Origin of the sequence: Shewanella algae (genome assembly GCF_009183365.2) — a bacterium.
Taxonomy (GTDB): Bacteria; Pseudomonadota; Gammaproteobacteria; order Enterobacterales; family Shewanellaceae; genus Shewanella; species Shewanella algae.
In genome coordinates, this window is record NZ_CP068230.1 from 173,656 (window position 1) to 189,943 (window position 16,288).

Annotated in this window: 13 protein-coding genes; 10 read left to right on the top strand and 3 right to left on the bottom strand. The window is 52.0% G+C overall.

Annotation, left to right across the window (positions count from 1 at the left end):
• The first annotated feature begins 18 nt into the window (after nucleotides 1-18).
• The 4 genes from fdh3B (at nucleotide 19) to E1N14_RS00805 (ending at nucleotide 5,233) form a co-directional block, all read left to right on the top strand.
• On the top strand, nucleotides 19-588 hold the full coding sequence (gene fdh3B / locus E1N14_RS00790; RefSeq protein ID WP_025010615.1) for a formate dehydrogenase FDH3 subunit beta: 570 nt from the start codon (nucleotides 19-21) through the stop codon (nucleotides 586-588).
• Between the two features lie 53 nt (nucleotides 589-641).
• Nucleotides 642-1,622, top strand: a complete 981-nt coding sequence (locus E1N14_RS00795; RefSeq protein WP_044733397.1) for a formate dehydrogenase subunit gamma — start codon at nucleotides 642-644, stop codon at nucleotides 1,620-1,622.
• 429 nt (nucleotides 1,623-2,051) lie between these two features.
• A complete protein-coding gene (locus E1N14_RS00800) occupies nucleotides 2,052-3,638 on the top strand; it encodes a methyl-accepting chemotaxis protein (protein WP_025010616.1) in 1,587 nt (528 codons plus the stop codon).
• A 257-nt stretch (nucleotides 3,639-3,895) separates the two neighbouring features.
• Entirely contained in the window at nucleotides 3,896-5,233 is a 1,338-nt protein-coding gene (locus E1N14_RS00805; protein ID WP_025010617.1) for a coproporphyrinogen III oxidase family protein, read from the top strand.
• A gap of 75 nt (nucleotides 5,234-5,308) precedes the next feature.
• Here the strand turns inward: E1N14_RS00805 and E1N14_RS00810 are convergent, their stop codons facing one another.
• Together E1N14_RS00810 and E1N14_RS00815 are read right to left on the bottom strand one after the other, a co-directional pair.
• Complete coding sequence (locus E1N14_RS00810) at nucleotides 5,309-5,725, bottom strand: GFA family protein (protein ID WP_025010618.1); 417 nt, start codon at nucleotides 5,723-5,725, stop codon at nucleotides 5,309-5,311.
• A 32-nt stretch (nucleotides 5,726-5,757) separates the two neighbouring features.
• Nucleotides 5,758-7,578 (bottom strand): M14 family metallopeptidase, encoded by a 1,821-nt coding sequence (locus E1N14_RS00815; RefSeq protein WP_062793502.1) that lies wholly within the window; start codon nucleotides 7,576-7,578, stop codon nucleotides 5,758-5,760.
• A 443-nt stretch (nucleotides 7,579-8,021) separates the two neighbouring features.
• On the opposite strand from E1N14_RS00815, the gene E1N14_RS00820 reads away from it, so the two are divergent.
• Nucleotides 8,022-9,674 carry an HAL/PAL/TAL family ammonia-lyase gene (locus E1N14_RS00820; protein ID WP_082813105.1) on the top strand — a complete coding sequence of 551 codons (1,653 nt, stop codon included), beginning with the start codon at nucleotides 8,022-8,024 and terminating at the stop codon, nucleotides 9,672-9,674.
• Nucleotides 9,675-9,741: 67 nt separating this feature from the next.
• Here the strand turns inward: E1N14_RS00820 and E1N14_RS00825 are convergent, their stop codons facing one another.
• Nucleotides 9,742-10,437 carry a hypothetical protein gene (locus E1N14_RS00825; RefSeq protein WP_025010619.1) on the bottom strand — a complete coding sequence of 232 codons (696 nt, stop codon included), beginning with the start codon at nucleotides 10,435-10,437 and terminating at the stop codon, nucleotides 9,742-9,744.
• 343 nt (nucleotides 10,438-10,780) lie between these two features.
• On the opposite strand from E1N14_RS00825, the gene E1N14_RS00830 reads away from it, so the two are divergent.
• From E1N14_RS00830 to urdA, 5 genes are all read left to right on the top strand, one after another.
• Nucleotides 10,781-11,521 carry a helix-turn-helix transcriptional regulator gene (locus tag E1N14_RS00830; protein ID WP_025010620.1) on the top strand — a complete coding sequence of 247 codons (741 nt, stop codon included), beginning with the start codon at nucleotides 10,781-10,783 and terminating at the stop codon, nucleotides 11,519-11,521.
• 1 nt (nucleotide 11,522) lies between these two features.
• The gene (locus E1N14_RS00835) at nucleotides 11,523-12,185 is read left to right on the top strand and encodes a response regulator transcription factor (protein WP_025010621.1); all 663 of its coding nucleotides are present in this window, start codon (nucleotides 11,523-11,525) and stop codon (nucleotides 12,183-12,185) included.
• Nucleotides 12,186-12,187: 2 nt separating this feature from the next.
• Nucleotides 12,188-13,399, top strand: a complete 1,212-nt coding sequence (locus E1N14_RS00840) for a sensor histidine kinase (RefSeq protein WP_062793501.1) — start codon at nucleotides 12,188-12,190, stop codon at nucleotides 13,397-13,399.
• A 278-nt stretch (nucleotides 13,400-13,677) separates the two neighbouring features.
• Entirely contained in the window at nucleotides 13,678-14,442 is a 765-nt protein-coding gene (locus tag E1N14_RS00845) for an outer membrane protein OmpK (RefSeq protein WP_025010622.1), read from the top strand.
• Between the two features lie 42 nt (nucleotides 14,443-14,484).
• Nucleotides 14,485-16,239, top strand: coding sequence for a urocanate reductase (urdA, locus tag E1N14_RS00850; RefSeq protein WP_025010623.1), 1,755 nt, complete (start codon nucleotides 14,485-14,487; stop codon nucleotides 16,237-16,239).
• Nucleotides 16,240-16,288: the final 49 nt, after the last annotated feature.

The following is a 16,288-nucleotide window of genomic DNA, read 5'->3' on the forward strand; positions in this document are numbered from 1 at the left end:
GCGAGGAGAATTGCCACTATGGCTACAATGAAATTTCTGTGTGATACCAAGCGCTGCATTGAATGTAATGGCTGTGTCACCGCTTGTAAAAACGAAAACGACTCCGCTCTCGAGTGGGGTATCCAACGTCGCCGTGTAGTGACCATCAAAGATGGTCAGCCCGGCGAGGCCTCAATCTCTGTGGCTTGTATGCATTGCAGCGACGCGCCTTGTATGGCCGTGTGTCCTGCCAACTGCTTCTACCGCACCGAAGATGGCATAGTGCTGCACAACAAAGATACCTGTATCGGTTGTGGATACTGCCTCTATGCCTGCCCATTCGGCGCACCTCAGTTCCCGAAATCAGGTGCCTTCGGCTCCCGTGGCAAGATGGACAAATGTACCTTCTGTGCCGGTGGTCCTGAAGAAAACCATTCGGATGCCGAGCGTCAGAAATACGGTGCCAACCGTATTGCAGAAGGCAAGCTGCCTATGTGTGCCGAACTCTGTGCAACCAAGGCCCTGCTGGCCGGTGATGCGGAAGTGGTTTCCGGCATCTACCGCGAGCGTGTGGCTTATCGCGGTGCCGAAAACGGCGCCTGGAAGTAACAGACGGCACGAATATCCGACCCGGTACTACCGGGTCGGTGAGAGAGGTTAATATGAACAAATGGTTCAAACACATAGGCTTGGCTATTGCGCTCTTGTTCAGTGCGGTTTGCTTTGCCAATGGTGCCGATGCACCTGTGGAACCACAAGCGAGCGACGCCCAGATCTGGGCTCAGCTCAAGGATGGGGCAACGGGTTACACCACGTCCCAGAGCCAGTTCCACAACCAGCCGATCAACACCTATGATCTGCGGGTACTGGAGCTGCGCAGCGACTGGCTGGCCCCCGGGTTGATGCTGGCCCTGTTCGGCATGATCATCATTTTTGCCCTGTTTATCATGGTTAACGGTATTTCCAAACTGCACCATGGTTTCTCCGGCAAGATGGTACATCGTTGGTCCAAGTTTGATGTGAGCATTCACTGGCTGGGGGCGATTCCCTGCTTGCTGCTGATCCTCACCGGCTTGGTGCTGTTGGCCGGGCGTTTCTTCTTCCAGCCTTATCTGGGTGAAGGCTTCTGGGCATCCATGGTCAATGGTGCCAAGCAAGTGCACGACGTGATGGCGATTCCCTTCATGTTCGGCTGGGCGCTGATGACTCTGTTGTGGGCCAAGAACCAGTTACCCAAGATGTATGACGTCAAGTGGTTCATGGTCGTGGGCGGGTACATCAACTTCGGTCCTTTCAAGGGCAAACACCCTGATGCCGGCTTTGCCAACGCCGGTGAGAAGATGTGGTTCTGGGCCTTTGCCTTCTTTGGACTGATCATCTCGGCCTCAGGCATGCTGCTGCTGTTCCCCAACCTGTTTGAACCCAGCCGCACCCTGAGCCTGATAGCTCTGGTGTTGCACTCAATCAGTGCCATCATCATCTGTGCCTTCTCCATAGTGCATATCTTTATGGCAACTGTTATGTCTGAAGGTGGTATGGAGTGTATGGTTTCCGGTTACTGTGATGAAAACTGGGCAACTCAACACCACAACCTGTGGTATGACGAGATCAAGGCCAACGGTACTCTGAAATACAGAGACTGAGGCCAGCCCTTTGCAGAAAAGCCGTGTCAGTCGACACGGCTTTTTTTATCAATAATGAAAAATAAAGCGGTGATTATTTTATTTATGGCACTTATACCTCTAAATAGGTGGTCAAAGTGCCATTTTCTTGAGTGATTGGCATTAATTAACTGTTTTTAATCATTAAATTATTTTAATCCTTAGCTTAATTCTTCTGCTGTTTAACTGTTTTTGTAACAAAATTTCTGATTTGATCAGTAAAATAGTTAACGATTTGACTGTCAAAGTGTAAAAAATGCAATTCAAATAAAACAACATCATGTTTATTAAGAGTTATTTCAATTTTTAATGACATTATGATGGATTGCTTATTTAATCACCAATATGTAAAATGGTTCTACAAACGTAACAAAGTTACGAGTCTTTTTCTTCATTCAATCAGATACCATCATGATCAACAATACCAGAACCAGTGTGTTATCCATGCTGCCGTCTTTGCTGTCCAGTGTGCTACTGATAGTGATCGGCATCTTTGCTTATCGTGCTTTTTTCCAACTCAATGACGTCAGCGAACGTCTGGTGAACAACAACAATCTGACCGAGACTTTCGCCGGGATCCGCGAAGAGTTCTATCAACTGCGACTGGCTTCCCTGGTGCACAACACTCAAGGGGTACGCCAGCATCAAGACAGAGTGCATGACCTGATAGCCCGCCTGAGTAAATTCGACACTGCCTTTATGAAGAATGGTGGTGCGCGAATCGCCGTTCTCAAACCCGGAATCGACAGATACACCCGTCTCTATTTCGATGAGCTGGCGCTGGCCGAGCGAACCGGCACAGAGCCGGTTCTCACTCCGGTAAGACGAGATCTGGGCCCTGAGGTGAGTGCCGAGATCAATCTGCTGGTGGCGCAGATAACCGAGCGTAACCAGGAATTGGGGCAGATGACGGTTTCCGAGGTGGATAATGCCGAAGCTATTTTGCTCGGTCTGATCCTGTTTGCCATAGTGGCTTCCTTGCTGATGGCACTCCTTATGAGCCGCCATCTGGTGGCCATTGTCAGCCGGATCCAACAATCTGTCGCCAAGCTGGCGGTCGGCGACCTGACCCACAAGATAGGGATCCAGGGCAAGAATGAACTCTGCACTCTGGCGGCCGATCTGGATCAGCTCAGCGACAGATTACAAGTCATGATCCGTGAAATCGCCCAAGCCTCGGAACATATGGCGCAGCAGGTCGGTGAGCTCAATGTGCAGTCTGAGTCCAACTCGGCCGCATTGCAGGCCCACGCCTTGGAAACCGACCAGGTTGTCACCGCGGTTGAAGAGATGAGCGCTACCGCTCAAGGGGTTGCCAACGATGCTGCCTCCGCCGCACAGTTGACCGATAAGGCCAGAGCTCAAGGGGATGAGTCCCGTCAGGCGGTCGAACAGGCTTCCAACAATGTGATGGCGCTGGTCAGCGAAGTCGACAGTGCCTCCCAGACCATTGCCGAGATGGATGAAAGCACCCGTAGAATTGCCGGTGTGCTGGATGTGATAGGTGAGATTGCCGAACAAACCAACCTGCTGGCGCTGAATGCGGCCATCGAAGCGGCCCGAGCCGGTGAGCAGGGACGTGGCTTTGCTGTGGTGGCAGACGAAGTCAGGGCGTTGGCGGCACGCACCCAGGCCAGCACTTCAGAGATCAACAATATGTTGGAACAGCTGCGTCAGGGAGCAGATTCGGCGGTGAATGCCATGAATCGTACCCGCCAGAGCTGTCAGGCAACGGCCGATACCACGACTCTGGTGGCCGAAAGTTTGCAGGGGTTGACCGAGCATGTATTTGATATCAATGGCCTCAGTAGCCAGATAGCCACGGCTGCCGAAGAGCAGAGCTCGGTTTCTGAAGAGATTACCCGCAACCTCAGTGTCATTCGCGAAATGGTGGAAGAGCTGAATCAGAGTGGCAAGGCGACACTCGGCAGCACCGCGGCACTGGCCGCTGCCAAAGATCAGCTCTCCAGTGTGGTCAGACAGTTTAAGCTCAGCTGAAAATAAGGGGTCTGCGGACCCCTTTTTGCTGCCTGGTGTAAAGGCACCCCTCGAAAGGTTGATTTTTCATCCGTTAATGCTAAAACATGATCTGCTTAACAAAACGCCACTCTCGATACTGATAGGTATTGTTAACTTCTAGCCAGTTCACGTTTTGACTCCTGTGCAAGAGGTAGTCTACAAACAGCTGGCAGTACCTTGGAAATCACCTAACTGTTTGTGGTATCTAAGGATTAGCAAAACTAACAGGAAGCCTTATGTCATCAATTATCCAAACTCTCGATCGCCAACTGGTCACTCCATACCAAGCCAATATTACAGTACCCAACTGGATGCTGGGGGCCATGGAGCGGGTGATGCAGTACTATGTTGACAAGAACCTGAGGCTGGACACTATTTCTGCTGATGTGATGCCGGCTCCGGTAGAGGGCAAGAAATACATGCTCTATGCCCATGTGCCTTTCTGCCACACGCTTTGCTCTTACTGTACCTTCCACCGCTTCCTGTTCAAGGAAGACAAGGCCCGTGCCTATTTTGTGGCGCTGCGTAAAGAGATGGATATGGTCAAGCAGTTGGGCTATGACTTCGAGTCCATGTACATAGGCGGCGGCACTACGACCGTGCTGGAAGATGAACTGGCGCGAACCATCGAGTATGCCAAGACCCTGTTCCCTTCCATCAAGGAAGTCTCCTGTGAATCGGATCCCCAACACTTGGACAGCCCGGGCTTTAAACAGCTCAAGGGATTGGTTGACCGCATGTCCATCGGGGTGCAGAGCTTTAATGATGACATCCTCAAGATGACAGACAGGTTGGAAAAGTTTGGCACCGGCCAGCAAACATTCGACAAGATCATGGCCGCCAAAGAGCTGTTTCCTATTATCAATGTCGATTTGATCTTCGGTTTCCGCGGTCAGACAGACGAAGTGATCCAGCATGACTTGGATATGGCTTCCAGACTGGATCCGCGCCAGATCACCACTTATCCCCTGATGATCACCCACCAGACCCGCAAGAGCGTCAAAGGGAAACTGGCTGCGCCTCAGGCCGATATGGCCAACCAGTACCGGATGATCCTCAATACCCTCAATGGCCAGTACAACCAGTTGTCGGCCTGGGCCTTTGGTAAGGCCAACGATGAAGGCTTTGACGAGTACGTTATCGACTACGATGAATATCTGGGTGTGGGTTCAGGCTCATTCAGTTTCCTCAACGATACCCTGCATGTGAATACTTTCTCGCTGCGCAAGTATCAGGAGCGGATCGCCAGCGGCAAGATGGGTGTTGAGCAGCAAAAGCAGTACAGCAAGAAAGATGTAATGCAGTATCGTTTCCTGCTGGGGATGTTCTCCGGTCGTCTGTCGCGCAAGTATTTCCGCGATACCTTCGGCGTTAATCTGGACACAGCCCTGTTCAAAGAGATGAGCTCGATGAAGCTGATTGGCGCCATCAAGAATGATCCAAGCAACCCGGATGAGCTGATCATTACAGACAACGGCAAGATGATGGGTCTGCTGATGATGAAAGAGTTTTATGCCGGTATGGATAATGTCCGGGCGCAGCTGCGTAAGCCGCTGAAGCCTTGTGATATGTAATCTTTGGTTCAATGAATGATAAAAAATCCGCCACAGGGCGGATTTTTTATTGCGCAATAACGCTTCTGCCGACGGCTAGTCGCCTTGACTGCGATTAGCGGGATAACGGGGGTAGTCGTCGCTAATCTCCAGCCAGGCGGGTTTGTCGGCGCAGTAGATATGATATCTGGGTGCCACCCTGTCTGGGTCATCCAAAGAAGCAATACTCAAGCTGATAAATTCGGGATAGTCGAGACTGCGATAACTCAGGCTGGTGCCACAGTTTGGGCAAAAGCCGCGGCGGATCTTGGCCGAAGAGGCGTATTCCCGCACGGCTTCACCCTGCCAAGTGAGTTGCTCCAGCCTGAAGTCCATCCAACTGCCCACTACAGCCCCTGTGCTCTTACGGCATTGACTGCAGTAACAGTGGTCGGCATCGAACGGTTCACCCTCGAGGCGATAACGTATGGCGCCGCACAGGCAGCCTCCCTGTAACTCATCCTGCTGCTTCATCGCTCGACTCCTGGATAGTTTATTATCAGGGCCTATCTGGCGCGATAGACGGGATAAGCCTGGTAAGCCTTGTCATAGTAAGGGCTGCGCTCGTAGAACCAACGTAACCTGGCCTTGGCATCGGCGGCAAAGGCCGGGTCTTTGAGCGCCTGGTCAAATTCGGCCTGGAGCGCTTTGGAGTTGGCCAGCATCTGTTGTGCCAAAGGTTCAACCGCGTAGTCCTCAATATACTCGGTGCGGGTGAATATGGTGTTGAACAGGCCCCACTGCAGCAGTGAGTCGGGCGATTGCGGCTCCAGCAGTATCATCGCCAGATCGCCAAGCGGCTGCTCAGTGCTTATTTTGACGGTACCGGTGGGTAAGGTGAGTTCAACCTTTTCCAGTTTGGCTTTGGCACTGACTCTCTGGCGGCCTTCATAGTCACTGGCGGCAAACTGGGGTTCGCTGAGGCGATACTGTTGCAGCTTCAGTGTTTGAGGTTGCTCCAGGCGGCTCATACGAATGCCGTGCAGCGATAGCTTGGCAATCACCTCTTGCCACTGGGGCGGAATATAGTAAGCGGCCGGGCGGCTGACCCGGATATCCGCCTCTGTGTTGCCTATTACCGGCAGGTTGGGATAAAGCTTGGGCTCACCGGTCCAGCGCACCACTTGTTTGCCCGAAATAGGGCTCTGTTCCAGTTGATAGTCTATGCCTTTGAAATCCCAGCCCTGCTCCTGCTTTTGTGACTTCCAGGTCAGGGGCACCAGCCGTGGATAGCGGTACTTGTCTTTCTCTATCGCTGCGCGCAGCTTGGTCGCTTTGGCGCCCACAGTCTTGAGGGTTTGCTCCAGCATCACATAAGTGCCCAGTACCCGTTGCCGAAACGGCTTGAGGCTGTGGTTTTCAATCAATATGGTCGGCAGGTGTCTGGCATCGCCGTAACCGTTGGAGTAGCGGGCCGAGGCATTCCACAGTGACATGCCCTTGCTCAAATCGGTATTGTCCAAGGCGAAGACCAGAGGCCCCGGGATATGACCTGCCTGGGTCAGCGCCTGTTCTATCGCCGGGCGATATTCCTGCTGCAGCCAGTTGTAGCCGGCGGGGCTCAGCCCCTGAGACAGGTTGTAACCAAAGGTCACATCATATTGGTAGTCGATACCGTCGGTGACATGCACATCGATATACAGCTGCGGCTGCCAGTCGTTGATGGCGGTCAGCATGTGTTGCATCTCCATGCTGTCGGCCTTGGCGTAGTCACGATTGAGGTTGATGTTTTGGCTGGTGGTTCGCCAGCCCATGTTCAGAGGGCCGCGTTGGTTAACTCGGTTGCTTTGGCTGGAGCGCTCGTGCGCATCGACACTGAAAATCGGCACAAACAGCAGGTTGACCTGTTCCAACAGCTCGGCCTTGTCGCCGACTATGATATCCCGCAATAACATCATGCCGGCATCTTTGCCGTCAATTTCACCCGAGTGGATCCCGGCTTGCACCAGAACATTGGGCTTGTGGTTACGTCTCAGCTGTGCCGGGGTGGCAGCACCTTCGGCGCTGGCCACTATCATCCAGATATCCCGCCCCTGGGGGCTCTTGCCCAGGCTCACCTTGTTAAGCTTGTTGCTTTGGGTCATCAGCCTATCCAGCCAGGCAAAGGTCTGCTGATAACTTGGGCTTTCAATACCGCCGGATTGCTCAAAAGGTGTGGCCCAGCCGTCGTCGGCTGCACGCATTAAGGCCTCGCTGGCACCACTCCAGGGTTTGAGCGGCGGCAAAATGGCATCATTGATATAGGTGTTGGCTTGGGTGGCTGGTTCGGCAAGAGCGGCGCCAGGTAACGTCGCGACAGCGAGCCAGAGCAGGGACAGCATGCGCATGAAAGGCTCCGGGTACAGGATAATTGTTATTGTTGAAGCGCTCTATCTTTCACCAATTTGCCGAGCCCTGCAAGTCACCCGGAGTGACTCTCCCTTTCTGTTGTGGTTATAGCAATGAAAGCAAACTGCACCTCCCTAAATTTTGTTTTGTCAAAGTAATGTCAAAAAACGGCACTCAAGGGCAGTAATTTACATATTTGCAGTCCAGTCTGAATAAATATCCAATCTCGCTTCTTTAGTTATTTCCTGTGCTGTAATTTCTTAACTGAGAAAATTAAAAAAGAATCTTATATTTATACCAGTATTTATTAGCGGCTGGATAAATAACTTATATAAGTAAAGTAGTGCTTTAATGTGGCAGCCATTTAAATTATCAATAGTGCTTTTGGCGTTCACATTAATAAGTTCTGATTAAGTCGTTTTATTCTTGGAGAACAGTGTTGATGAGAGGCTTATCCAATATATTGATAGTTTCGGCAGTGGCTTTACCCCTGGGGTGCGCTTCTGCGGCAGAGGTGATTACCCTGGATGGTCAGTCACTCAAGATAGAGCAGCTACTGCAGCTGAAAGATAAACAAGTGCAGGTGGCTCTCAGCAAAGAAGCGCAAAAGACAATTCATGCAAGCCATGAACTCCTGATAGATTCTGCCCGTAAAGGCACGCCCGTATACGGGCTCACCGTTGGGGTGGGCAAGAACAAGGATACCCCGGTATTTGGCAAAGACGGTTCTTTGAGTGCCGAAGCTCGCAAACTGTCGGAAGACTTTAACCGCAATATGCTGTTTACCCACTCGGCGGCCAGTGGCCAACCCATAGCGCCGGAAACCGTGAAAATGGCGATGACGATTCGCCTGAATCAGATAGCCACGGGTCATGTGGGTGTGCAGCCGGACGTGGCCCGCATCTACCAGGAGTTTATCAACGAAGACATTATTCCCGTGGTGCCGGAAGATGGCTCTGTGGGGTTGAGTGACATCCTGTTGGCCTCACACATAGGCGCCGCCATGATGGGCGAGTGGGATGTGTTCTACAAAGGTCAGCGGATGTCTGCCGCCAAGGCGATGAAGCAAGCCAGGATCAAGCCGCTGGTGCCCTTTGGCAAGGACTCACTCTCGATTCTGTCCAACAACGCCCTGGCAACGGCACAGGTGGTCAACGCCATTGGTGATGCCCGCCAGATCATTCAATTCTCTCCCAGACTCATTGCCGCGGCCCTTGAGGGGATCAACGGCAATATCAGCCCTCTGCTGCCTCATACCCTGGCGGCCAGACCTATGCCGAATGTCGAGAAGGTAGGTCAAGAGATTTTGGCCAATCTGGAGGGGGGATATCTATTCCAGCGTGACGAGAAGCGGCCGTTGCAGGATGCGCTATCTTATCGCGGTGCTCACTGGCCTGTGGCCCATGCCATGTCGCAGCTGCAGCAGTTGGAAACCTTGGTGAATATTCAGATTAGCAGCTCTGATGATAATCCTACGGTTTACATCAATGCCAAACCCGGACGTTACGCCGATGCCCCTCAAGTGGCACAGTATTTTACCCAAGGGACGGTATCGGGGGCGATTAACTCCTCGGCCAACTTCGATACCATCCAATTGGCGTCCCAAACCGAGGCCTTTATCAATGCCATGGCGCAGTTGGGCAAATACTCCAGTAATCGCCAGATCAAGTTGATTGACCCTTACTTCACGGGTTTGCCAAGAGCCTTGGTCGACCCTGATGATGCCAATGGCCAGGCCTTTTATACCCTGCAGAATGGCTTCACCGCCCTGTTTGTCGAGATAGCCCATGCGGCCAATCCCGTGTCCTTCTATGGTATAGCCAACCAAGGCGGTATCGAGGATAACTTCAGCAACTACTTCCAGGCCGGCAAGAATCTCAGCAAGGTGGTGGATGGCGTGGCACGCATCTATGGCTTTGAGCTGATGCAGGTGGCCCAGGCGATGGATCTGCAGAAGAAAGTGAACCACAGGCAGTTGTCACCCCAGAATGAACAACTGTTAAAGGCGCTGCGCAAACAGGTGGCTTACTACGACAAGGACAGGTTGTTTACCCCGGATGTCGAGGCCTCGACTCAGTTCCTGATGAAGTTCTAAGGAAACCAAGCCCCGGTAGGATTAACCACCGGGGCTCTTTGTTTAGGGAATCGGGAATAGCCTTTGCTCACTGGGTTTTCGAGCCACACTCGCGGCTTGGACACGTTGTTTCGGCGGAAATGCTCCAGGCTCCGGAGAAGTCATTGTAGATAAATCTCTGCTCTGAACCGCGGGCGCTGAAGTGCACCACGAACGGAGTGAATTGGGGCACACCTGCCTGCGCCGCCAGTTGAGTAATGGCCAACTGGGCTATAGGTGAGTCTGGCTCTCCCAATTCAGCCAGCTGTTCTGTACTGAGTTCCAGATGTCTGGGGCTGTCACTGAGTGAGGCGTTTTGAACTACCTTGGCAATGGGGATCTCATGCAGCCTGGCATTCAGCCGTGAATAGGCAGCATATTGCGCAACCCTCTGTTGCAGCGCCGCTTCGCTCACCCCCAGGCTCTTGGCCATATTGGCTCTACGCGCCTGAACCAGCTCCCTGAGTTCGCTTCGTTGCTGACTGGAAAGAGCCGAGAAGGCCATTCCGGCCCCCAGAGTTTGGCTGTAAGTGGTTGAAGACAGTATCGGCTCGCCCAGTGTCTTGTCACCGGCCATCAGCCGGTTCAGTTCGGCGGAGAAGTGAAGGTAGGCTTGCGGATCTTGAAAGCCAAAATATTCCGCATGGGCTTCAATGCGTTGCAGCGTACCCGAGACAGGTTCTGCGATTGCGGTAGATGAAGTATAACCTGCTGAAAAGCATGCTAATAATATCCATTTGTTCATCTTGTATATCCTTATACTTTACTGAGTACGAATATAATTAACAGCCTTGGCTTTCAGGGTCAACGGTTTCATTGTTCGGAAATTCAACAGCAAACAGACAGGGGTTCAGTGAGCTCGAGGCCACTATCGCTGCCATTGGCGGCAGGCATGCGCTATAAACAGCGGCTCGAAGCTGGCCTTATCAGCATAGTGGAGGTGACGTGAAAATAACGTCAAAAACTCCGTAGTTTTTACATGGGGTTACATTTTTGCAGCCTATTCTAAATATCTGTTTCAACTGTCTTTGTTCAATTCGTAGCCTGAGTTATGTTGGCTTTGATTCTTATTCTTGAGGAGTAATCGCATGAGTACAGTATTGAATCAGGCTGCACTCACGGAAGCACAGAGCAGTTTCAGACAAGTACTGCAAACCGTCGGCCCGCTGATCGCCAGGCTGGGGTTCCAGGGGTTCTGGTTTCAGGGGTTGCCAAGCAATGCCAGGGAGTATTTGGAACACCCGGAAAATCAAGGCTTGTTCGCCCCTGTGTGGCTGCGAAGGCCAATAGCCTCACTGGCTTCCTCCGGTAGGATAGCGACCCTGCAGCAATATTATCTGGAACATTTTGCCCGCAGCGACAGTAACTTTGCCGAGTCTTTAAGCGCAGATAAAGCCTGGCGGTATCGCTGGCAAGAGCACGACCCGGTAAAAACTTTGTTTGCCAAACATGGTTACGACACTGTTCTGAGCTTTCCTGTCCCCAGCTATGCCAACCCGACCTGGTTTGGTCGTTTCATATTGCTGGCATCGGGCCGTCCCGAGCCGGATCCGGAACGGGTACAGCAGACCTTGATCTTGGTGCAAAGTCTGCTGTTTGAACATGACAGGCAGAGGTTCAACCCCTTTCTGCAGAGCCGGATCTTCAAGGCCAATGCCAGAAAAGTGCTGCGAATGGCCGCAACCGGACTACAAAATCATGAGATCTCTGATCGACTGCACATTAGTGTTCGTGGGGTTGAATACCATATGGAGTCAATGCGCAAGAAACTGGGTGCCAGCAACAGGGCAAATCTGATCCATCTGGCCCATCAATTTGAGTTGATCTGACATGTTAATTCTGCTGGTCGAAGATAATCGTCTGTTGGCAAACAATATTATTCAGTACCTGGCGATAAAAGGCATTGAATGTGACTATGCCGAAACCCTGGCTCAGGCCAATGAACTGCTGAGACAGCAGCATTTCGATGTGGTGGTGCTGGATCTCAACTTGCCCGACGGGGACGGTGTTCGAGCATGCCAGGGCTGGAAGGCCCAGTGTATGACCACGCCGGTGATCATGCTGACCGCCCGCAGCGGTTTGGATGACAGGTTGAGCGGCTTTGATGCCGGCGCCGATGATTATCTGATCAAACCCTTCGCCATGGAGGAGCTGGTGGCCCGCCTAAGAGTTGTGGCTCAGCGCCGTCCGGCACCACCAAGATTACAACTGGGTGAGCTGGAGATGGACTTTGGCAAACACGAGGCCTATCGCCAAGGGCAGTTGTTGTCCCTGAGCCGCACCGGCTGGCAGATACTGGCCTTGCTGGCTCGCCGCAGCCCGGAAACCGTGGAGCGGGAAGAGATAGAGCGTATGCTCTGGCCCGACTGCCCACCTGACAGCGACAGCCTGCGCAGCCATCTGCATCTGTTGCGGCGGGTGGTGGATAAGCCGTTCGACAGTCAACTGATCCACACCATTCGCGGAGTAGGACTCTGCCTGAGGAGTGACTGAAGATGATGCCCAAGTTCAGCCTCAAGCGCAGCTATCAAATTTACGGGCTTATTTTTCTGGCGGTCACTCTGGCCATCAATAGCATCATCCCCCTTTGCATGATGTGCACCGGCATGTTTTCCATGCATGAGATCACTCTGCGTAACGCAGGGCAGGCGGCTGAAGCGGTGTTCCTTCAGGGCAGCACAGAGCTGGATACCGACAACATCAGCGTGTTTGCCGACTGGCAGCGGGTGCCGGATAAGATCAAAGCTATCAATGACTTTCAGCCTCCCACTTCAGAAACGGGTATTCGTTATCAGCATCTCGATGGCCCCTATATCGATGCCCTGAGTGTGCATTACACGGCTTCAGGCCAGCCGCTGTATCTGTGGCTGCATTACGATGCCACCCATGATCTTGTTTTTGCGCCCAAGAACATGACCGCCATTTTATTGCTGATAGTGATGACCTTCGGGGTGGTGGCCAGCCTGGCGTTTCATATGCAAAAGCAAGTGATCACCCCGGTGCACAAGATCAGTCAGGCGATCAAACAGCACGACTGGCAAAGCATGAATGGCTTCAGTTTTCCCAAACAAGGCTATGCCGAGCTGCAATCGATAGTGGATGCGCTCAATACTTCGCTGCAGCAGCTACAAAAGGCCCAGCAGCGGGAACTCAACTTCCTGCGTTTTGCCAGCCACGAGCTGCGCACTCCTGTGGCTATCTGCCAATCATCCTTTGAGCTGCTCACCTTGCAAAAGGGCAAGTTGACCGGGCCAGTACTGGCTGCCAGCCAGGCGACGGCGCAGATGAAGTCCATCATAGAAACCCTGTTGTGGCTCACCAACAAGAGCAGCACTCGGCTGGAAAAACAGCGCTTGGCTCCGGCCGAGTTGTTGCGGCAGCTGGCAACTGAGCAGGAGCACGCCCAGGGCAAGCAGGGGGTTATTCAATTGGATTGTGACGATACCCAACTACTGGTGCTGAAAGAGCCTCTGTGCATCATGCTCAATAATCTGCTGCGCAATGCGCTCGAGCATGGCACCGGCGAAGTCAAGGTGGAGCAGCGGGGCAAGTGCATCCGAGTCAGCAACTCAAGCTTACAGGATGGCATGGGAGGTTTTGGTCTGGGGCTGATGTTGGTCAAGCGACTGGCGAAACAGCTGGGTTGGCAGTTCAAGGAATATCGGCCACCGCAGATGTTTATTGCCGAGATAGAAATTACGGATTAAAGGAATGTGTGAGCTTAGGCTTATATTTATAGATTGGCTATTAATATTTTAAAAAGAGATAGCTTGGTCTGTCTCTTTTTAATTTGTTTGACGGAATTTTCACTTAACTTGTGGTCTCCTGTTATCTACTTCCTTAAACCACAGAGTTTATTTTTTTAAGGATTGTAATCGACCAAGATCACAGCTGCTATTGGTGGCAATTAATTATTATTTTCTCGTCCAATTCATGTGTTTAAAGTTTTCAATTACTTGGCATTGTATTTGTCTGAGGAAATATTATGAGCTCAAAATGGTTGTTGAGTGGGGTGGCACTGGCTATGGCATTTTCTGCCAATGTGCAGGCCGATGTAACCAAAACAAGTCTGGATCTTGGTTATAAGTTTTATACCAGTGATACCAAGGATGATAACCCTGGCGTCTTTAACCAACCCTTTCTCAAGCTGAATCATTTGGGTTTGGCCGATTGGGGCAGTTATTTCGCCAATATCAAGCTGGAAAACCCGGGTGAAGTCGCGGAAAACCAGAAGAATGAAGATGGTAAAACCACTTTAAAATCATTGGCAATCATAGAGCATAAGCTGGGTGAAAGCGGTTTTAACTTTTGGGCCCAGAACTTTATCTCTGCCAGTGAGACTCTGGTCGAAGACAACCTGTATCTGGGGGTTACGCACAACAGTAAGTTTGGCGATTTGGCGCTGAACTACGGGGTTGGTTTCAACTATACCTTTGGTCATTTCTCACCAACAGATGAGAACTTCAATGACATTTCAGGTTATGCCCTGGTGCTCAATGCCAAATACCCGCTGAGTTTTGCCGGATTGAAGCACAACTTGTCCGTCAACTACGAAGCGCAGATAGACAGGGATGAAGACCACCAAAAGCTGTTCAGTTACGACAGCTATGGGCACCAGATCATTCTGGGTTGGCAGACCCAATTTACCGATGCCTTCTACGGCAAGTTGCACCTGACTCAGTACGACAGTTGGGGTGCACAGTACAACGACGGTATCGAGTATGGGTTGGCTTTTGGATACCAGTTTTAACAATGGAGCCAGGCTCCCTTTTTTAATCGACAGGAACTGAATATGCAGTTGAACAAATCCGTTTTGGGCGTGGCCGTATCCACTGCCGTGGTGATTACCGGCTGTCAGGTGACCCATGAGATCATCAAGAGTCAGGGGACTGCCCAGGGCAAGCATGGTGAGATCCAGGTAGAAACCAGCATTCAGGATGGCCGTATTGTGGCTATCGATGTGCTGAAGCAGAAAGAAAACCCTGTGTTGGCCGCCGCCGCATTCAAAGATGTGAAACAGGCGATCATAGACAACAACTCTGTAGATGTTGACGGGGTTTCCGGTGCGACCGTGACTTCCAATGCCCTCAAAAAAGCCGTGGCTGCCAGTGTTGAAGCCGCAGGTGTGACTCTGGTTGCCGCCACGGCCACCGCCAAGCATGGTGAAGCCCTGACTCCGGCCGAATACACCTATGATGTGGTTGTGATAGGTTCAGGTGGTGCCGGTTTCAGTGCCGGTCTGGAGGCCATGGAAGCCGGTGCTTCTGCCGTCATCATTGAAAAGATGCCTATCATAGGTGGTAACTCGCTGATCTCCGGCGCCGAGATGAACGTAGCCGGTAGCTGGGTACAGAAGAGCATGGGAATTACTGACTCCAAAGAGCTGTTTATCCAGGACACACTCAAAGGGGGCGACTTCAAGGGTGATCCTGAGATGGTCAAGGTGATGGTAGACAATGCCGTCGATGCCGCCGAATGGCTGCGTGACTATGTCAAGGTTGAGTACTATCCCAACCAGCTGTTCCAGTTTGGTGGTCACAGCGTCAAGCGCGCCCTGATCCCCAAAGGACACACGGGTGCCGAAGTGATTGGCAAATTTGCCAAGAAAGCCGAAGAAGTCGGTCTGCCTATTCACACCAACACTACCGCCGAGCGTCTGCTGATGGACAACAATGGTCGGGTCGTCGGTGTTGAAGCGACCAAAAACGGCAAGAAGATCACTTATCATGCCAAGCGCGGTGTTGTGGTAGCTACCGGTGGCTTCTCTGCCAACGTGGCTATGCGTAAGCAATACAACCCAGAGCTGGATGAGCGTTACGGTACTACGGGTATTGCAGGTGGCACAGGTGACGGTATTGTCATGGGTGAGAAGATCCACGCTGACACCCGCAACCTGGGCTATATCCAAACCTATCCTATCTGTAACCCAGAGACTGGCGCCATTGCCCTGATCGCCGACTCCCGTTTCTTCGGTGCGATTCTGGTCAACCAAAACGGTGAGCGCTTTGTGGAAGAGCTGGAACGTCGCGATGTGATCTCCCATGCGATTCTGGAACAACCCGGTCGTTACACCTATGTGCTGTGGAACAAGGACATCGACGATGTGGCCGGTACCATTGGTATGCACCAAGGTGAATACAAAGACTTCACCAGCCGTGGTCTGATGTATGAAGTGAACAGCATTGAAGAAGCCGCCAAGGTGTTCAACATTCCGCTGGAAAACCTCAAGAAGACCATCAAGGATGTGAACCACTATGCGAAAACCGGTAAGGATGAAGCCTTCAATCACAGAGCCGGGCTGGTGGACTTGAGCAAGGGCCCATATTGGATCCTGAAAGCCACGCCATCAGTACACCACACCATGGGTGGTTTGGTAACAGATACCAAGACCCACGTACTGAATGAACAAGGCAAGGTGATCCCAGGTCTGTTTGCCGCCGGTGAGGTGACAGGTTTGACTCACGGTACCAACCGCCTGGGTGGCAACGCCTATACAGACATCATTGTCTTTGGCCGTATCGCCGGTCAGCAGGCTGCCGCCAACTAAGCCTCCGAGCTACTCATAATCTCCCCTGAAAACAAAAACGGCCCGCAAG

Coding starts and splice junctions, on each gene's coding strand:
- fdh3B (WP_025010615.1), top strand. CDS start 19: ATGGCTACAATGAAATTTCTGTGTGATACCAAGCGCTGCATTGAATGT.
- E1N14_RS00795 (WP_044733397.1), top strand. CDS start 642: ATGAACAAATGGTTCAAACACATAGGCTTGGCTATTGCGCTCTTGTTC.
- E1N14_RS00800 (WP_025010616.1), top strand. CDS start 2,052: ATGATCAACAATACCAGAACCAGTGTGTTATCCATGCTGCCGTCTTTG.
- E1N14_RS00805 (WP_025010617.1), top strand. CDS start 3,896: ATGTCATCAATTATCCAAACTCTCGATCGCCAACTGGTCACTCCATAC.
- E1N14_RS00810 (WP_025010618.1), bottom strand. CDS start 5,725: ATGAAGCAGCAGGATGAGTTACAGGGAGGCTGCCTGTGCGGCGCCATA.
- E1N14_RS00815 (WP_062793502.1), bottom strand. CDS start 7,578: ATGCGCATGCTGTCCCTGCTCTGGCTCGCTGTCGCGACGTTACCTGGC.
- E1N14_RS00820 (WP_082813105.1), top strand. CDS start 8,022: ATGAGAGGCTTATCCAATATATTGATAGTTTCGGCAGTGGCTTTACCC.
- E1N14_RS00825 (WP_025010619.1), bottom strand. CDS start 10,437: ATGAACAAATGGATATTATTAGCATGCTTTTCAGCAGGTTATACTTCA.
- E1N14_RS00830 (WP_025010620.1), top strand. CDS start 10,781: ATGAGTACAGTATTGAATCAGGCTGCACTCACGGAAGCACAGAGCAGT.
- E1N14_RS00835 (WP_025010621.1), top strand. CDS start 11,523: ATGTTAATTCTGCTGGTCGAAGATAATCGTCTGTTGGCAAACAATATT.
- E1N14_RS00840 (WP_062793501.1), top strand. CDS start 12,188: ATGATGCCCAAGTTCAGCCTCAAGCGCAGCTATCAAATTTACGGGCTT.
- E1N14_RS00845 (WP_025010622.1), top strand. CDS start 13,678: ATGAGCTCAAAATGGTTGTTGAGTGGGGTGGCACTGGCTATGGCATTT.
- urdA (WP_025010623.1), top strand. CDS start 14,485: ATGCAGTTGAACAAATCCGTTTTGGGCGTGGCCGTATCCACTGCCGTG.